The organism is Paenibacillus sp. Y280 (assembly GCF_056786335.1).
Window position 1 is genome coordinate 59,362 of record NZ_JBXCIW010000006.1, and the last position, 14,430, is coordinate 73,791.

Sequence of the window (14,430 nt, forward strand, 5' to 3'; positions counted from 1 at the left end):
CTGATGACAGCGACCAAATCCACGAAGCTGCGTTGGCAGCTTGTCGCAGTTATTTATTTGACCAGTCTTTTTTATTTTTTGTTTCAAGGCGGCAAAACCGCAATGATGCTCTTTATGATATTAAATTTAATGCTCATTTATTTGGTACTTGGAAGGTGGAGCGGCATCAATAAAGTAATGGGCAGCAGAACCTATCAAGCTCCAGGCGCGTCAGGGCTTGATCACTCTTTATCTGCAGGCAGCGTGCTCGATGTCAGTCTACAAGTGAAAATTCCAGGCTTTTATCCGCTGCCTTATGTCATCGTTAGAGATCAACTGCAGCGCCATAACGGGCAAAAGCTTGCGTTCGAGACATCCTTTGTTCCCAATTGGAAGCGCAGCGGACAGGTCGCCTATCAAACGCCTCCTCTGCACCGCGGGGAATATCGGTTTAAGCATACGCAATGCTTATCTTACGATGTGTTCGGACTGTTTGAACACTCCGGCCGATTCGGTTCCGAAACCATTTTTAGCGTACAACCTCAGACGGTTCCGCTCAGACAGTGGAACGGCATTCAGCGAGGTATACGCGGCCCTTATTCACATGCTATTGCTTCACGCTCGGCAAAGGAAACGACGCAAATTAACGGTGTTCGCGAATATTTGTACGGCGATCGCTTGTCTCGCGTGCATTGGAATGCGACGGCGAAGACCGGCGAGTGGAAATCAAAAGCATTTGAGCGCGAATCGCTCCCGCGTACGGTTGTCATCCTTGACCGCCATCCGGGAGGCTATGGAGGCGAGCTTGCGACACGCTTTGAACTAGCTGTGTCTGCTGCGGCCTCGCTGCTCGAAAACGGATTGAAGGATGATACGGCGATGGGCTTGCTCTCGGTGGGCGAGACGATGACGCTGCTCCCGCCTAAATCCGGTCTGGATCAAAGGAATTTGCTTATGAAGCATTTAACCTTCGTTGATGCGGATGCAGCCCAGCCGCTTTATGCGTCGCTGCAGCGCGCAGATTCCATGCTCGAGCCCGGAAGCTTCGCCGTTGTAATCACACCTGAAGTAGGCGCAGATATCATTCGGAGCATGGAGTGGCTGTCTCGAAAAGGCATAACGCCTTGTTTGCTGCATATTTCATCCTCGGTTGATATGCTTAGCCATAATACTTCATGGAAGCATATGATGCGGGAACGCGGTTGGCCCGTATTTGAAATTCGTCAGCTGCAGGAGCTCCCAGCCGCTCTGGAAGGGAGTGGAATTGCATGAAGCAAGCATTAAAATCGATGGGTCGTTATTTTACGTCCGACTGGTATGAGAAGCTTAGATTTATATTTATAGCCATTATTCTTGCGAATACAATATCTATTTTTGAAGGCTACTGGTGGGATGAAACATTCGCCATCGTCTACTATACGCTATTTGCTGCTGCCGCGATCGACGTGCTGCTGCCGCTTCGCAGCCGCTATTACAAGCTTATTGTTCAAATATGTGCCGCCATACTTATTACAACCCAGCTAGCCAGAATGGATTGGCTGGTTGCGAGCCCTCAGCGCTGGGAGGAATGGATTTGGTGGCTGCAAGCGCATTTCGTACAGCTGAACCCATATATTTGGATTAGCGCTGCGATGCTTTTGCTTCATGTATTGTTCGGTATTTGGACGACTACGCGGATCCGCATGATCGGGTTTGTCGGCGCGAGCATTCTAGTGCTGACGATAGCGGACTCCTTTACTCCGATTTGGCTTTGGGATGAAGTAGGCATGGTCGTATTCATAGGGCTGCTATGGCTTGTCGCAAGCCATATGTCGAGGCTTAAGCGCGAGCATCCGAACAGCTGGAAGGAGCTCATTGAATATCCGCTTCATTTAATAATGCCAATTGCACTCGTACTTGCAGTGGTAATGACGGTCGGGCTGAATATGCCGTCCATATCTCCGATTTTGCAGGATCCCTACACGATCTGGAAGGAAGCGAAGGGCGAGACGGTACAAGTATTTCTTGGCGATAAAGGGGCCGATTCGGATATTCCTGGAACTACTGGCAATGCGAGCTCTGGCTATAGCAGAAGTGATGAAGAACTCGGCGGTGGATTTGAGTACGACTATTCGCCGATGATGACGGTTACCACCTCGCACCGGAGCTATTGGCGCGGTGAATCGAAAACATTTTACACAGGAGAAGGCTGGATAGACGGTGACTTAGAGGAAGCTGGAGACCGAGTTGTTAATGTACAGAAAGGTGAACGGCTTTTATCCTTAGATGTACCGCCTGTGGAGGGAACGATAGAGATTGATCAAATCGTAACGATGATACGTAAGGATGCTTATCCTGTATTGTTCGGTGCGGCTCCTATTAGTATGGTAAATTGGATGGAAAATGAAGGAGCGCCTTTACCGACCGGAACAGCCTGGGTGCCTAACTCGAGCGAGCTGCGTCTGTTGAACTGGTCAATAAAAAACCGGATATATCCGAAAACCTACTCCGTTACTTCCTCTGTACCTTTTCTGGACGAGGAAATGCTTAAGAAGGCAAAAGCAGGTTGGAAGGATAAAACGGCAGCTTCAACTTATCGTTATTACTTGCAATTGCCGGATACACTGCCTGATCGTGTGAAGCAATTAGCTCAGGATGTAACCGCTGAGGCAACCAACGATTATGACAAAGCAAAAATGCTGGAAACGTATTTAAGACTCCATTATAACTACAACAACAAGCCGGATGTATCGAAGCTTTCAGGCTCGACAACTGATTTTGTCGATCAGTTCCTGTTTGAGCTTAAGGAAGGCTATTGCGACTATTTCTCCACCTCGATGGCGGTAATGGCGCGAAGCCTTGGTCTTCCTACAAGATGGGTTAAAGGATTTGCTCCGGGGGTGCTTCCGGCTAGCGACTTTGGACCTCCAACTGAATTTAGGGAGGATATCAATTCTAGCGGTGCCGGTACTTATACGGTACGCAATTCCGATGCCCATTCTTGGGTCGAGATCTACTTTGAGGGCTTCGGCTGGCTTCCCTTTGAAGCGACGGCTGGCTTCTCGTTCCCTTATACGTTCGCGGAGGAAGAGAAGGAAGTACTGCCTGACCTTGGCACCGATTCGGAGGAAGCTGCCGAAGCTGTAAAAACGGAAAGCAAATCGAATGCTAGGTTTTGGGCATGGAGCTCTGTTGGATTGCTTGCTGCAGTTGCAGCAGCGTGGCTTTTCGTTAGACGTGACAAGCTTATTGCTTCCGTGCGCAAGCTCCGTCACGGCTCGTACTCATCCAATGACCGAATTGTACTTGAGACGCAGAAGCTGCTTCGCATTTGCAAGAAGCGCGGGCTGGAGCGCGAGGAGCATGAGACGCTGCGAGAGGCAGTCATGCGCTGGTCCCAGAGCCAGAAGCGTCTGCGCGATGATTTCAATGCGGTGCTGGATCGGTTCGAGCAAGCCAAATACAGCCCGGTTATCGCAACAAACGAGGATGCTGATCGTTTTGTACTGAAGGTGAAGTCATTAATCGATCAGTTAAGGTAACAATATTCGTCATAATTTGAACAAATACCGCGCGCCAGTGAAATGGGCAGCGGTATTTTTTTGCAACAAATTTGGTTTGTATGGTATAGTTTCGTAAGAAAGCAGGCAGAAAGCAGAGGGATATCCATTATGTTTGAACGGCTGTTGCCGCATATGCGCGTCAATACAGTGTATGAAATTAATTTAGATGAGCTGCACGCAAGAGGCGTACGCGGCATCATTACGGATCTGGATAATACGCTCGTCGGTGCGAAGGAGGCGCTAGCAACGCCTGAGCTTGTGCAGTGGCTTGATTACGTGCGCTCACGGGGCTTTCAGGTCGTTATCGTCTCTAATAATAATGAAACGCGTGTCGGGAAATTTTCATCACCGCTGAATATTCCATATATTCATGCCGCGCGCAAGCCCGCAGGCAAATCTTTCCGGAAAGCGCTTAGCGTACTCGGACTACCGGCTGAGCATGCTGTCGTTATCGGTGATCAAATGCTGACAGACGTGCTTGGCGGCAATCGAATGGGACTGTACACCATTCTTGTTACGCCAATCGCTCCTTTAGATGAAGGGATTATGACACGAGTTAATCGCCGGATTGAACGGTTTGCATTAGTGCGCTTGAGAAAAAAAGGGCTATGGTATGAGGGGGAAACAAAGTAATGGAACAACAACTAAGTCAGACATCTGGCTCATGTGCGGGCTGCGGTGTCGCGCTGCAGACGAAAAATCCTGAGTTGCCAGGATATTTGCCGGAATCGGCAAATGGGCGCGATCCAGTTATTTGCCAGAGATGCTTCCGTATTCGCAACTATAATGAAGCGTCATCCGTTGCGGTTGATCAGGATGACTTCTTAAAATTGCTTGGAAGCATTGGAAATACGGACAGTCTTGTCGTACATATTGTCGATTTGTACGATTTTGAAGGAAGTTTGATTTCAGGCTTGCAGCGCTTCGTCGGCAATAATCCAGTGCTGCTTGTCGTTAACAAAATTGATCTGCTGCCGAAAGCGATGAATGTGAATCGACTTCGGAACTGGGTTCAGAAGCAAGCGAAGGAAGAAGGACTGCGGACGGTCGACGTCGTATTGTGCAGCGCAAAGCGCAATATGGGCTTCGAGCGCGTTATTGAAGCGCTGGAGCAATACCGGAACGGTCGCGATGTCTATGTGGTCGGCGCAACGAATGTCGGCAAGTCCACATTAATCAACCGACTTATTCGCGATTACAGCGATATGGAGCGTGAGCTAACGACGTCGCGTTATCCGGGAACGACGCTTGACGCCGTTCATATTCCGCTTGAGGATGGCAAAGCGATTATTGATACGCCCGGTATCGTCTATTCAACGCGGATGACGGAAGTTGTGCCGCGCAGCTTTCTCGGCTCTCTATTGCCGGACAAGCCGATTAAACCGCTCGTCTATCAATTAAACTCAGGCCAGTCGCTGTTTATTGGCAGCCTTGTGCGATTTGATTTTGTCGAGGGCGACCGCCAATCCTTTACGTTCTACGTGTCGAATGCGCTTAACATGCACCGGACGAAGCTTGAGCGTGCTGATGAGCTCTATGCGGATCACCGCGGGCAATTGCTTGGCGGGCCAAGCCTCGAGGAGCTGGAGACCATCCCGGCATGGACTAGACATTCGCTCCGAGTGAAGCGCGGCTTGAATAAGGATGTATTCATATCCGGTCTTGGCTGGATTCAAGTGAACGGTACCGGCGGAGCTGTGATTGATATTTATGCACCGAAGGGCGTTAAGGTCATGCTTCGCGATTCGATGATCTAAAGAATTGGCTTTGGAAGGGGAATTCACTGTGACGAGTGTGGGCGCAGGAAACCGAATTGACAGCAATACCGTTTTGTATGGCGTAATCGGCGACCCGATTCGTCATTCAAAGTCACCGATCATGATGAATCGTGCCTTTCGGGAAACGGGAATTAACGGCGTGTATAACGCTTTTCACGTATCGAGCGATCGTATAGCGGATTTCGCTGCAGGCGTGCGGGCCATGGGCATTCGCGGCGTCAACGTTACGATTCCGCACAAGCTGGACATTATGTCCGTATTGGACGAGATTGACGCAGGGGCGCTGGCGATCGGCGCAGTCAATACGATTGTGAACGATGATGGACGGCTAATCGGTTATAATACGGATGGCATCGGTTTTGTACGTTCGCTGAAGGAAGAAGCGGAACATGAGCTTGCAGGCAAGCGAATCGTCGTAATTGGAGCAGGCGGAGCGGCTCGCGGAATCGTCTATGCTTTAACGAGCGAGAATCCCTCGCGCATCACGGTAGCCAATCGTTCAGTAGAACGTGCCCAAGAGCTCTCATCGACCTTTCAACACCTTGCGGATATTGAAGCGATCTCGAATGAGCAGCTGCAAGCTGCTTGCGGGCAGGCGGACATCGTCATTAATACGACATCCGTAGGCATGTTCCCGAAAACGGGCGAGACGCCGATCGATGCAGCCTGGCTGAGGCCAGGCGCAGTTGCAAGCGATCTAATATACAATCCTCTAAAAACAACATTTTTAGAGCAAGCGGAGCAGCGCGGCTGCCGCATTCATGGCGGCTTAGGCATGTTCATCTATCAGGGCGCATACGCCTTTGAGTATTGGACTGGACAGCCTGCTCCGGTCACAGCGATGCGGGAAACTGTGCTGGCTGCGCTGCAAGGCTGACAAGCTTAATCATAATGGCAAGTAACAGACGAATTATTGAGATGAAAGAAGGAACACATACATGCTTACAGGTAAACAAAAACGTTATTTAAGATCGCTCGCACATCATTTGACGCCGATTTTCCAAGTTGGCAAAGGCGGCACAAACGATCACCTCGTCCGTCATATCGAAGAGGCTATCGAATCGCGGGAGCTTATTAAAGTTTCCGTGCTCAACAACTGCCTGGACGATCCAAGGGAAATCGGAGCAGAGGTCGCAGCAGCAGCAGGTGCAGAGCTGGTCCAAGTGATCGGCAAGACGATTGTCCTCTACAAAGAATCCAAGGACAACAAGCAAATCGAGCTTCCTAGCGCAGCACGCAGGTAATCGTAACATTCAAAAGCTGGGAAATAGGGCATACTATCATTCGCAGCGGTTGCTGGTTTGCCTTTTTATGGTTGATGTAAGGAGGAGTTCGACTAGTGAGTAAGATTGGTATTATGGGCGGAACCTTCGATCCCATCCATATCGGTCATTTGATCGCGGCGGAAACAGCGCGCGAGCAATGCGGCCTGCATGAGGTATGGTTCATTCCGTCTTACGGTCCTCCGCTCAAAGCGAATGAACCGGGCGTTAGCGGACAGCATCGTTTAGAGATGGTGTGCGAGGCAATCGAAAGCAATGCTTCCTTTCGCGCACTTGACATTGAATTGCTGCGCGGCGGAGTAAGCTATTCCTATGATACGGTGCTGGAGCTGCGGAGGCTCTATCCGAGCGATTCATTTTCCTACATTATTGGCTCAGACCGGGTTAATGATCTCCCGAAGTGGTATCAGATTGAGCAGCTTGTGGCCCAAATCACATTTATCGGATTAGAGCGTCCAGGTGAACCCATTGCTATTGACGCGCTGCCAAGCTTTTTGAAGGAGCGAATCACGCTGATTCAAATGCCTGGAATCGATATTTCGTCAACTGCGATTAGAAGCATGGTGAATGCTGGACAATCGGTTCAATATTTAGTGCCGGATTCGGTGAATAGCTACATGAGGAGGTACAACCTGTATGAATCGTGAGCAAATGATCGCTAAGGTAAAGGCGGAAATGCCAGAGCGGAGATGGCTTCACACGCAAGGCGTGATGGAAACTGCGGTCATATTGGCGAATAGATTCGGGGAGGACCCGGTTCGCTCCGAGCTGGCTGCCATTTTGCATGATGTGGCTAAATATTGGAAAGTAGAACGGATGGAGCAGGTCATTCGCGATCAGGATTTGCCATCCATACTGCTCCAATACGATAAAGAGCTATGGCATGCGCCTGTCGGAGCTTGGGTGGCCGAGCATGAATATGGCGTCACGGATGCTGAGGTGCTGGATGCGATTCGTTACCATACCTCCGGACGCCGCGGAATGTCGAACCTTGAGAAAATCGTTTGTCTGGCTGACTATATGGAGCCTGGGCGGGATTTTCCGGGAGTAGCAGTTATACGCGAGTTAAGCGAGCAGGATTTGAATGCAGCTTTGCTTGCAGGATTCAACTCTACTATTGCCTTCTTATTAGAAAAAGGAAAACGTATATTTCCGCTAACGATAGAAGCACGGAATGGATTATTGGAATAATATAGAAAATAACAGGAGGCTGAGCTATGGCGTTACATTCGGATGAATTGCTGCAAATTACGGTCACAGCAGCGGAAGACAAAAAAGCGGTACGGGTAGTTGCCTTGAATTTAAAGGAAATTTCTTTGGTGGCGGATTATTTCGTTATCTGCAGCGGCAACTCGGATACACAGGTGCAGGCAATCGCAACTGAAATTCGCAAGCAAGCAGAAAAAAGCGGCAATCGCGTTCGCGGTATTGAAGGCATGGATTCGGCAAGATGGGTGTTAATCGATCTCGGCGATGTTATCGTACACGTATTCCACCGCGACGAGCGTGAATACTATAACATTGAGCGTCTTTGGTCCGATGCGAAGGTTGTGGAGTTCGCATGAGCTTTTTAGCTGGAACAACACAAATGTTAAGGGTGGCACGCGAAGTGTCGCCCTACGGCTATTTCCTTAGCGATGGGGAATCGGATGTGCTTATGCATTATACCGAGCTTGTTGGCTCCAAGCCAAAAATCGGCGATGATGTGGAAGCCTTTATTTTCTATGACTCGGAGGACCGCTTAGCCGCTACGATGAAGAAGCCTCTACTACAGCTTGGCGAGCTCGCACGGCTGAAGGTAGCGGACGTTCACCCAAGGCTCGGATGCTTTCTGGAAATGGGCTTAGGCAGACAATTGCTGCTGCCGCTGTCAGAGCTGCCCGAGAGCATTGAATATAGACCGCTACCAGGTGACGAAGTGTTTGTCGTGATGAAGCATGACAAAATCGGAAGACTGGTCGCAAAAATCGCCTTTGAGGAAGAGCTCTCGGAGCTCGTATTCCCAGCGCCAGAGAGCTGGAACAATCAATGGGTCGAGGGCTGGGTAACGAAAACGCTCCAGCTTGGCTCATTCGTCATGATTGACGGAGGCGTTGTAGGATTTGGCGTTTACGGGCTTATTCCAAGCGCTGAACGGATCAGGCAGCTGCGGCTGGGAGAGCGTGTGAGCGCACGCGTAACCTTCATTCGGGAAGACGGCAGAGCCAATCTCTCGATGGCGCAGCGCAAGGAAATTGGAAGAGTAGAGGATGCCGATCGTATTCTTGCCTTTATGAAGGAAAGACCAGGCGGCGGAATGCCTTACTCTGATGAGACGGATGCCGACATTATTAAACAAAAATTCGGAATCAGCAAGGGCGCGTTCAAACGTGCGCTGGGCAAGCTGATGAGAGAAAGGTTAGTCACTCAGAAGGGCAGCTGGACGTATCTGGCTGTAGAACAGGCTGATGATGCAGCTGGACAATCAGCTGAGACGCAGGCGCAAGGGTCCGATTCCGAAGGGGCTGATCAGCAATGACACGCTCTTACGGACAGTTTGCAAAGGTCTACGATCAGCTAATGGAGGACATGCCCTACGCGGAATGGCTTGGCTTTGCTAGAGCGGGCTGGTCGCGTTACGGCATGCCTTCGACGGTCGTTGACCTTGGCTGCGGTACCGGGAGCATATCAATTCCGCTTGCCCGCTCGGGCTTTCAGGTCTACGGCATCGACCTGTCCTCGGACATGCTTACCGTTGCCCGAAGCAAGTGGGATGAGACGCCTCAGCTGGTCACAAGACCGCGTTCGGGCACCATCCGATGGCTGCAACAGGACATGCGCGAGTGGGAGCTCCAGGAGCCTGTGGATGCGGTCATTTCCTTTTGCGATTGCTTGAACTACTTGACGGAGGAAGCTGATATTGAAGCTGCTTTCCGTGCAACCTTCGCAGGTCTGCGCAGCGGCGGGACATTTCTATTCGATATGCACCCTCCCAAGCAGCTGATCCGCTATGCGGAGGAGCAGCCTTTCGTGCTTGATGAGCGGGATGTCGCATATATTTGGACATGCGATTTCGAGGAGGAGCGCTGCGAGATCGAGCATCATTTAACGATTTTCTCGCGCGACGGCGACTCCAAGTTTTTTCGTTTTGAGGAATCGCATGTGCAGCGCGCATACGATCCAGCGTGGATCGAATCTGCGCTGCGGCGAGCAGGCTTTCAAACGGTCGACCGCTACGCCGATTTCGAGCTGCTGCCGCCAAACAGCGAGTCGGAGCGTCTGTTCTTCGCAGCTGTTAAATAACAAAATGAATAGCGAAGGGTGTCAAATAAGGTCTGATAGGACTTTATGGGACGCTCTTTTTTGATTGGACGCTTAGTGGGCTATAAGCACCTATATGTACTCGCAGAGTGTAATCAGCTTGTGAGTGCGGTCGAAAGTGGGCAATAAGCACGAATATGCGCTTACAGGCAAAGAATAATCCGAGTTTGTGGGCTGTAAGCACCAATATGTGCTTACAGAGTGAAATCGGCGTATGAGTGCGGTCGAAATTGAGCAATAAGCACACATATGCGCTTACATGAGAAGAGTAACCCAAGTTTATGGACTTTAAGCACCTATATGTGCTTATAGGGTGGAATCGGCGTATGAGTAAAGTCCGAAAGCTGTTGTGCAGCACTTATGTGCTGCTCTGGTAACTACATCTTGTGGTATGAGGGGCGAATGTGCTCTGGAAGCAACCTGATCGCTGGCTTCTAGATGTGGTGTTCGAGTCGAATGATGTCGATTTGTGTGCTGATTGTAATATTTTATCAGCGGAGCATGGGTGAACGAGAAGTGCTATTGATTTTGTGGGTACTTCGGCTTGCAAATGTCTAGATGTTGTGACACTCGGCGTTCATTATTCGCGAAGGGCATCTTTCAATCGGCTGTTCATTCCTTCTTCGGCAGAAGCTTTGCGGATGGAATCGAGCTTCATTTTCTTAATCGTTTGGGTCATTTGTTCATGGTCTTTTTCTAATTTTTCGATGTAGATTAGCAGCTCAGGCACCGAATATCCGGCATCCTTGAACAGTTTTTCAATGGATACTCGTATTTGTTCTGCGGTAGTTTTTGGGTTCATTTGGGCCTCCAAAATAGCAATAAAATGTCACTATCCCATCATATCCTCATCTGTTAAAATAGTCGAGTGCGTCCGAAAAATAGATTAATATTTTCTCCATAATTTTCATTGACTACTCCTATATATTGATGTAAAATCAAAAACACAAACTACATATTGATGTAGAAGAGAGCCTTTAATGATAAGACCTTTGTAAATCATGAACCTGCGCAGCTGACGGAAATGATAGTCAGAAGCGCTTTTTAATTGCTTATTTTCAGTAGGGGAGCGAACGTGTTATGCTAGTCGTCTATGATTCCAAAACAGGCAATGTCAAGCGTTTCATTAGAAAATTGAATATGCGGGCAGTGCCTATCGATGAGAAGGAAGAAGTGGACGAGCCGTTCGTGCTGGTCACGTACACAACTGGGTTCGGGCAAGTACCGGAGAAGGTCACTTCGTTTCTAGAAACCAACTCTGAAATGCTCCGCGGCGTTTCCGCCAGCGGCAACCGAAACTGGGGAGCCGGGTTCGCAAAAAGCGCGGATACGATCTCAGAAAAGTACGATGTCCCCGTCATTTTGAAGTTTGAGTTATCAGGTACGAATCAAGATACGCAGCATTTTGTCGAAAGGGTGCGAACCATTGAAGCATATTGAACTGAATAACGAGTTGATGCAGCGCGGTGCAGACGGATTTTACCAGCTGGATAAAGATAAAGAGGCTGTTGCCGCATTTATGGAAGAAGTAGAAGAGAAGAGCGTGAAGTTCGACTCCCTTCGTCACAAGCTAGATTATTTAATCGAAAACGATTATTACGATAATGTATTCGAAAAGTATACATACGAGCAGGTTGAGGCTGTATTCACGCTAACGGCGAACAGCGGCTTTGAATTCCAATCGTATATGGCAGCGTCGAAGTTCTATAAGGACTATGCGATGAAAACGAACAACAAATCGCAATATTTAGAGCAATACTCCGATCGGGTATCGATAGTAGCTTTGCATCTAGGTGAAGGAGATGCGGATAAAGCACTCCGTATTGCCGAAGCGATGATCGACCAGCGCTTGCAGCCAGCTACGCCAACCTTCCTGAACGCGGGCAAGAGCCGCCGCGGCGAAATGGTTTCTTGCTTCCTGCTCGAAATGGACGACTCTCTTAACTCCATAAACTACGTGCTAGGCACATGCATGCAGCTCTCCAAAATCGGCGGCGGCGTTGCCGTTAACCTATCGAAGCTTCGTGGACGCGGTGAACCGATCAAAGGCGTTGAAGGCGCAGCAAAAGGCATTATGCCCGTGCTGAAGCTGATGGAGGATGCTTTCTCCTACGCAGATCAAATGGGACAACGCAAAGGCTCGGGAGCCGGCTATTACAATATTTTCGGCTGGGACATTATCGAGTTCCTTGATTGCAAAAAAATTAACGCCGATGAGAAGGCACGTATCAAAACGCTGTCTATCGGCCTTATTATTCCGAATAAATTTTATGAGCTTGCTGCACAAAACAAGCCGCTTTTCGTATTTGGTCCACATTCCGTACAAAAAGCTTACGGCAAACATCTTGACGACATGGACATGGATGAAATGTACGAGGAATTGCTCGCTAACGAGCTTGTAACGAAGAAAAAAGTGATGAACGCACGCGACATGCTGACAAAGATCGCCTCGATTCAGCTAGAATCCGGCTACCCATACATTATGAACAAATCCAATGCCAACAGCATTCATGCTTTGAAGGATATTGGCTCTATTAAAATGTCCAACCTGTGCACGGAAATATTCCAGCTGCAGGAGACTTCGGAAATTAAAGATTACGGCTACGCGGATGTTATTCAGCGCGATATTAGCTGTAACCTCGCTTCTCTAAACATTGTTAACGTAATGGAGCACAAGAAAGTGAAGGAATCGGTTCATGTTGGGATCGAAGCCTTGACGACGGTCAGTGATTTGTCCAATATCGACAATGCTCCTGGTGTTCGCAAAGCGAATGAGGAGCTTCACTCTGTCGGACTTGGCGCGATGAACCTGAACGGCTACCTAGCCAAAAACAAAATCGCATACGAAAGTGCAGAAGCGAAGGATTTTGCCGGCGTATTCTTCATGATGATGAACTACTACTCCATTGAGCAAAGCATGGAAATTGCTAAAGAGCGCGGCATCACGTTCAAAGATTTTGATCGTTCCGAATATGCCAAAGGCACTTATTTCACTCGTTATGTAGAGAATGATTTCCGTCCAAAGACGGCAAGAGTGAAAGAATTGTTCGAGGGCATGGACATTCCATCGCCTGAGGATTGGGCAGAGCTGCAAGCGAAAGTGCAGAAGCACGGCCTATACCACGCATACCGTCTAGCGATTGCGCCGACACAAAGTATTTCGTATATCCAAAATGCGACTTCGAGCGTTATGCCGATCGTTGAGCATATCGAGACGCGCACTTACGCGAACTCGACAACGTATTACCCAATGCCGTATTTGTCGCAAGACAACTACTTCTATTACAAATCGGCTTACAACATCGATCAGTTCAAGCTGATTAACCTAATTGCAGAAATTCAGCAGCACGTTGACCAAGGTATTTCGTCCGTCCTGCATGTAAATAGCAATGTAACGACACGCGAGCTGGCGCGGTTCTATGTCTATGCTGCGCAAAAAGGGCTTAAATCGCTTTATTACACAAGAACGAAGCGGCTTTCTGTTGAGGAATGCACGAGCTGCGCAGTTTAAGTAGTTCAATTTTAATCGACGCTTACGTAGCAAAGAAGGAGCTCACCAAATGAAAGCAGTAAACTGGAACCGCCCGGATGACGATTTCACTTTAACATTCTGGCAGCAAAACGTGATGCAATTTTGGACGGATGAAGAGATTCCGTTATCTGACGATAAAATGGATTGGATGGAAATGACCGACGCGGAGCGTACGCTCTACAAAAACGTGCTCGGCGGTCTGACCTTGCTTGATACGATTCAAGGCGGCATCGGCATGCCGAAAATTTTGGAGCATGTAGATGGCTTGCAGCGCAAAGCGGTACTGTCGTTTATGTCAATGATGGAGCAAATCCACGCCAAATCGTACAGCAGCATCTTTACAACGCTCGCATCGGGAGAAGAGATCGACGAAATTTTCCAATGGGTGGAGAAAAATGAACAGCTGCAAAAGAAAGCAAATCTGATTTCTTCGTGGTATTCGAATATTACGGGACCGAAAGAGCTTTATAAAGCGATGGCAGCTTCCGTATTTCTAGAAAGCTACTTGTTCTACAGCGGATTCTTCTATCCGCTCTACTTGGCTGGCCAAGGCAAAATGACGAGCAGCGGCGAAATTATCGATTTGATTTTGCGCGATGAGAGCATTCATGGTTTGTATGTTGGCGTTCTTGCACAGGAGCTGTTCCAAACGTTCAGCCCTGAGGAGCAAGCACAGCTGCAAATCGAGATTTATGCATTGCTAAACGAGCTGTACGAGAACGAGATCGTGTATACCGAGCATCTGTATGCACCACTCGGCTTGGCTGAAGAAGTGAATGTCTACGTCCGCTACAATGCGAACAAAGCGCTTATGAACCTTGGCATGGAGCTTCACTTCCCTGAGGAGCCGGTTAACCCAATCGTGTTCAACGGCATCAGCACGCACACGAAGCAGCATGATTTCTTCTCCAAAAAAGGTAATGGCTACGTACGTACGATTCACGTTGAGCCATTGAATGACGATGACTTCGTTTTCAATTTTTAAATAACTTAATCGTATTTCCACCTATGAATCG

The 14,430-nt window shown here is 48.9% G+C and carries 15 protein-coding genes; 14 read left to right on the forward strand and 1 reads right to left on the reverse strand.

Annotation, left to right across the window (positions count from 1 at the left end; genetic code table 11):
- Window positions 1-3: 3 nt before the first annotated feature.
- From AC1TPC_RS09740 to AC1TPC_RS09790, 11 genes are all read left to right on the forward strand, one after another.
- Window positions 4-1,251 carry a DUF58 domain-containing protein gene (locus tag AC1TPC_RS09740; RefSeq protein ID WP_482066664.1) on the forward strand — a complete coding sequence of 416 codons (1,248 nt, stop codon included), beginning with the start codon at window positions 4-6 and terminating at the stop codon, window positions 1,249-1,251.
- Window positions 1,248-3,500: a DUF4129 domain-containing transglutaminase family protein gene (locus AC1TPC_RS09745; protein ID WP_482066665.1), complete on the forward strand. Its 2,253-nt coding sequence runs from the start codon at window positions 1,248-1,250 to the stop codon at window positions 3,498-3,500. Before AC1TPC_RS09740 ends, AC1TPC_RS09745 begins: the two co-directional genes overlap by 4 nt.
- A 129-nt stretch (window positions 3,501-3,629) precedes the next feature.
- Window positions 3,630-4,154, forward strand: coding sequence for a YqeG family HAD IIIA-type phosphatase (locus AC1TPC_RS09750; protein ID WP_482066666.1), 525 nt, complete (start codon window positions 3,630-3,632; stop codon window positions 4,152-4,154).
- On the forward strand, window positions 4,154-5,278 hold the full coding sequence (yqeH, locus tag AC1TPC_RS09755) for a ribosome biogenesis GTPase YqeH (protein WP_482066667.1): 1,125 nt from the start codon (window positions 4,154-4,156) through the stop codon (window positions 5,276-5,278). Before AC1TPC_RS09750 ends, yqeH begins: the two co-directional genes overlap by 1 nt.
- Before the next feature lie 28 nt (window positions 5,279-5,306).
- Complete coding sequence (aroE, locus tag AC1TPC_RS09760; RefSeq protein WP_482066668.1) at window positions 5,307-6,176, forward strand: shikimate dehydrogenase; 870 nt, start codon at window positions 5,307-5,309, stop codon at window positions 6,174-6,176.
- A gap of 61 nt (window positions 6,177-6,237) precedes the next feature.
- Window positions 6,238-6,543 (forward strand): ribosome assembly RNA-binding protein YhbY, encoded by a 306-nt coding sequence (gene yhbY, locus AC1TPC_RS09765; RefSeq protein WP_169083421.1) that lies wholly within the window; start codon window positions 6,238-6,240, stop codon window positions 6,541-6,543.
- A 95-nt stretch (window positions 6,544-6,638) separates the two neighbouring features.
- Window positions 6,639-7,229, forward strand: coding sequence for a nicotinate-nucleotide adenylyltransferase (gene nadD, locus AC1TPC_RS09770; protein WP_482066669.1), 591 nt, complete (start codon window positions 6,639-6,641; stop codon window positions 7,227-7,229).
- Window positions 7,219-7,773: a bis(5'-nucleosyl)-tetraphosphatase (symmetrical) YqeK gene (gene yqeK, locus AC1TPC_RS09775; RefSeq protein WP_482066670.1), complete on the forward strand. Its 555-nt coding sequence runs from the start codon at window positions 7,219-7,221 to the stop codon at window positions 7,771-7,773. The genes nadD and yqeK overlap by 11 nt, the downstream gene beginning before the upstream one ends.
- 26 nt (window positions 7,774-7,799) lie before the next feature.
- Window positions 7,800-8,147, forward strand: coding sequence for a ribosome silencing factor (rsfS, locus tag AC1TPC_RS09780; RefSeq protein WP_482066671.1), 348 nt, complete (start codon window positions 7,800-7,802; stop codon window positions 8,145-8,147).
- Window positions 8,144-9,100 carry a CvfB family protein gene (locus AC1TPC_RS09785; protein WP_482066672.1) on the forward strand — a complete coding sequence of 319 codons (957 nt, stop codon included), beginning with the start codon at window positions 8,144-8,146 and terminating at the stop codon, window positions 9,098-9,100. Before rsfS ends, AC1TPC_RS09785 begins: the two co-directional genes overlap by 4 nt.
- A complete protein-coding gene (locus AC1TPC_RS09790; RefSeq protein ID WP_482066673.1) occupies window positions 9,097-9,864 on the forward strand; it encodes a class I SAM-dependent DNA methyltransferase in 768 nt (255 codons plus the stop codon). The genes AC1TPC_RS09785 and AC1TPC_RS09790 overlap by 4 nt, the downstream gene beginning before the upstream one ends.
- A 598-nt stretch (window positions 9,865-10,462) precedes the next feature.
- Here the strand turns inward: AC1TPC_RS09790 and AC1TPC_RS09795 are convergent.
- Window positions 10,463-10,684, reverse strand: coding sequence for a hypothetical protein (locus AC1TPC_RS09795; protein WP_482066674.1), 222 nt, complete (start codon window positions 10,682-10,684; stop codon window positions 10,463-10,465).
- A gap of 278 nt (window positions 10,685-10,962) precedes the next feature.
- On the opposite strand from AC1TPC_RS09795, the gene nrdI reads away from it, so the two are divergent.
- From nrdI to nrdF, 3 genes are read left to right on the forward strand one after another with little or no spacing between them, the layout of a single operon-like run.
- A complete protein-coding gene (gene nrdI, locus AC1TPC_RS09800; RefSeq protein WP_482066675.1) occupies window positions 10,963-11,322 on the forward strand; it encodes a class Ib ribonucleoside-diphosphate reductase assembly flavoprotein NrdI in 360 nt (119 codons plus the stop codon).
- A complete protein-coding gene (gene nrdE, locus AC1TPC_RS09805) occupies window positions 11,309-13,393 on the forward strand; it encodes a class 1b ribonucleoside-diphosphate reductase subunit alpha (RefSeq protein WP_482066676.1) in 2,085 nt (694 codons plus the stop codon). Before nrdI ends, nrdE begins: the two co-directional genes overlap by 14 nt.
- A gap of 49 nt (window positions 13,394-13,442) precedes the next feature.
- The gene (gene nrdF / locus AC1TPC_RS09810) at window positions 13,443-14,399 is read left to right on the forward strand and encodes a class 1b ribonucleoside-diphosphate reductase subunit beta (protein ID WP_482066677.1); all 957 of its coding nucleotides are present in this window, start codon (window positions 13,443-13,445) and stop codon (window positions 14,397-14,399) included.
- Window positions 14,400-14,430 lie beyond the last annotated feature (31 nt).

Excerpts from the sequence above, each read along its gene's own strand:
- yqeK (WP_482066670.1), top strand. The coding sequence starts at position 7,219 with ATGAATCGTGAGCAAATGATCGCTAAGGTAAAGGCGGAAATGCCAGAG.
- rsfS (WP_482066671.1), top strand. The coding sequence starts at position 7,800 with ATGGCGTTACATTCGGATGAATTGCTGCAAATTACGGTCACAGCAGCG.
- AC1TPC_RS09785 (WP_482066672.1), top strand. The coding sequence starts at position 8,144 with ATGAGCTTTTTAGCTGGAACAACACAAATGTTAAGGGTGGCACGCGAA.
- yhbY (WP_169083421.1), top strand. The coding sequence starts at position 6,238 with ATGCTTACAGGTAAACAAAAACGTTATTTAAGATCGCTCGCACATCAT.
- yqeH (WP_482066667.1), top strand. The coding sequence starts at position 4,154 with ATGGAACAACAACTAAGTCAGACATCTGGCTCATGTGCGGGCTGCGGT.
- AC1TPC_RS09745 (WP_482066665.1), top strand. The coding sequence starts at position 1,248 with ATGAAGCAAGCATTAAAATCGATGGGTCGTTATTTTACGTCCGACTGG.
- AC1TPC_RS09795 (WP_482066674.1), bottom strand. The coding sequence starts at position 10,684 with ATGAACCCAAAAACTACCGCAGAACAAATACGAGTATCCATTGAAAAA.
- nrdF (WP_482066677.1), top strand. The coding sequence starts at position 13,443 with ATGAAAGCAGTAAACTGGAACCGCCCGGATGACGATTTCACTTTAACA.
- AC1TPC_RS09750 (WP_482066666.1), top strand. The coding sequence starts at position 3,630 with ATGTTTGAACGGCTGTTGCCGCATATGCGCGTCAATACAGTGTATGAA.
- nrdI (WP_482066675.1), top strand. The coding sequence starts at position 10,963 with ATGCTAGTCGTCTATGATTCCAAAACAGGCAATGTCAAGCGTTTCATT.
- AC1TPC_RS09790 (WP_482066673.1), top strand. The coding sequence starts at position 9,097 with ATGACACGCTCTTACGGACAGTTTGCAAAGGTCTACGATCAGCTAATG.
- AC1TPC_RS09740 (WP_482066664.1), top strand. The coding sequence starts at position 4 with ATGACAGCGACCAAATCCACGAAGCTGCGTTGGCAGCTTGTCGCAGTT.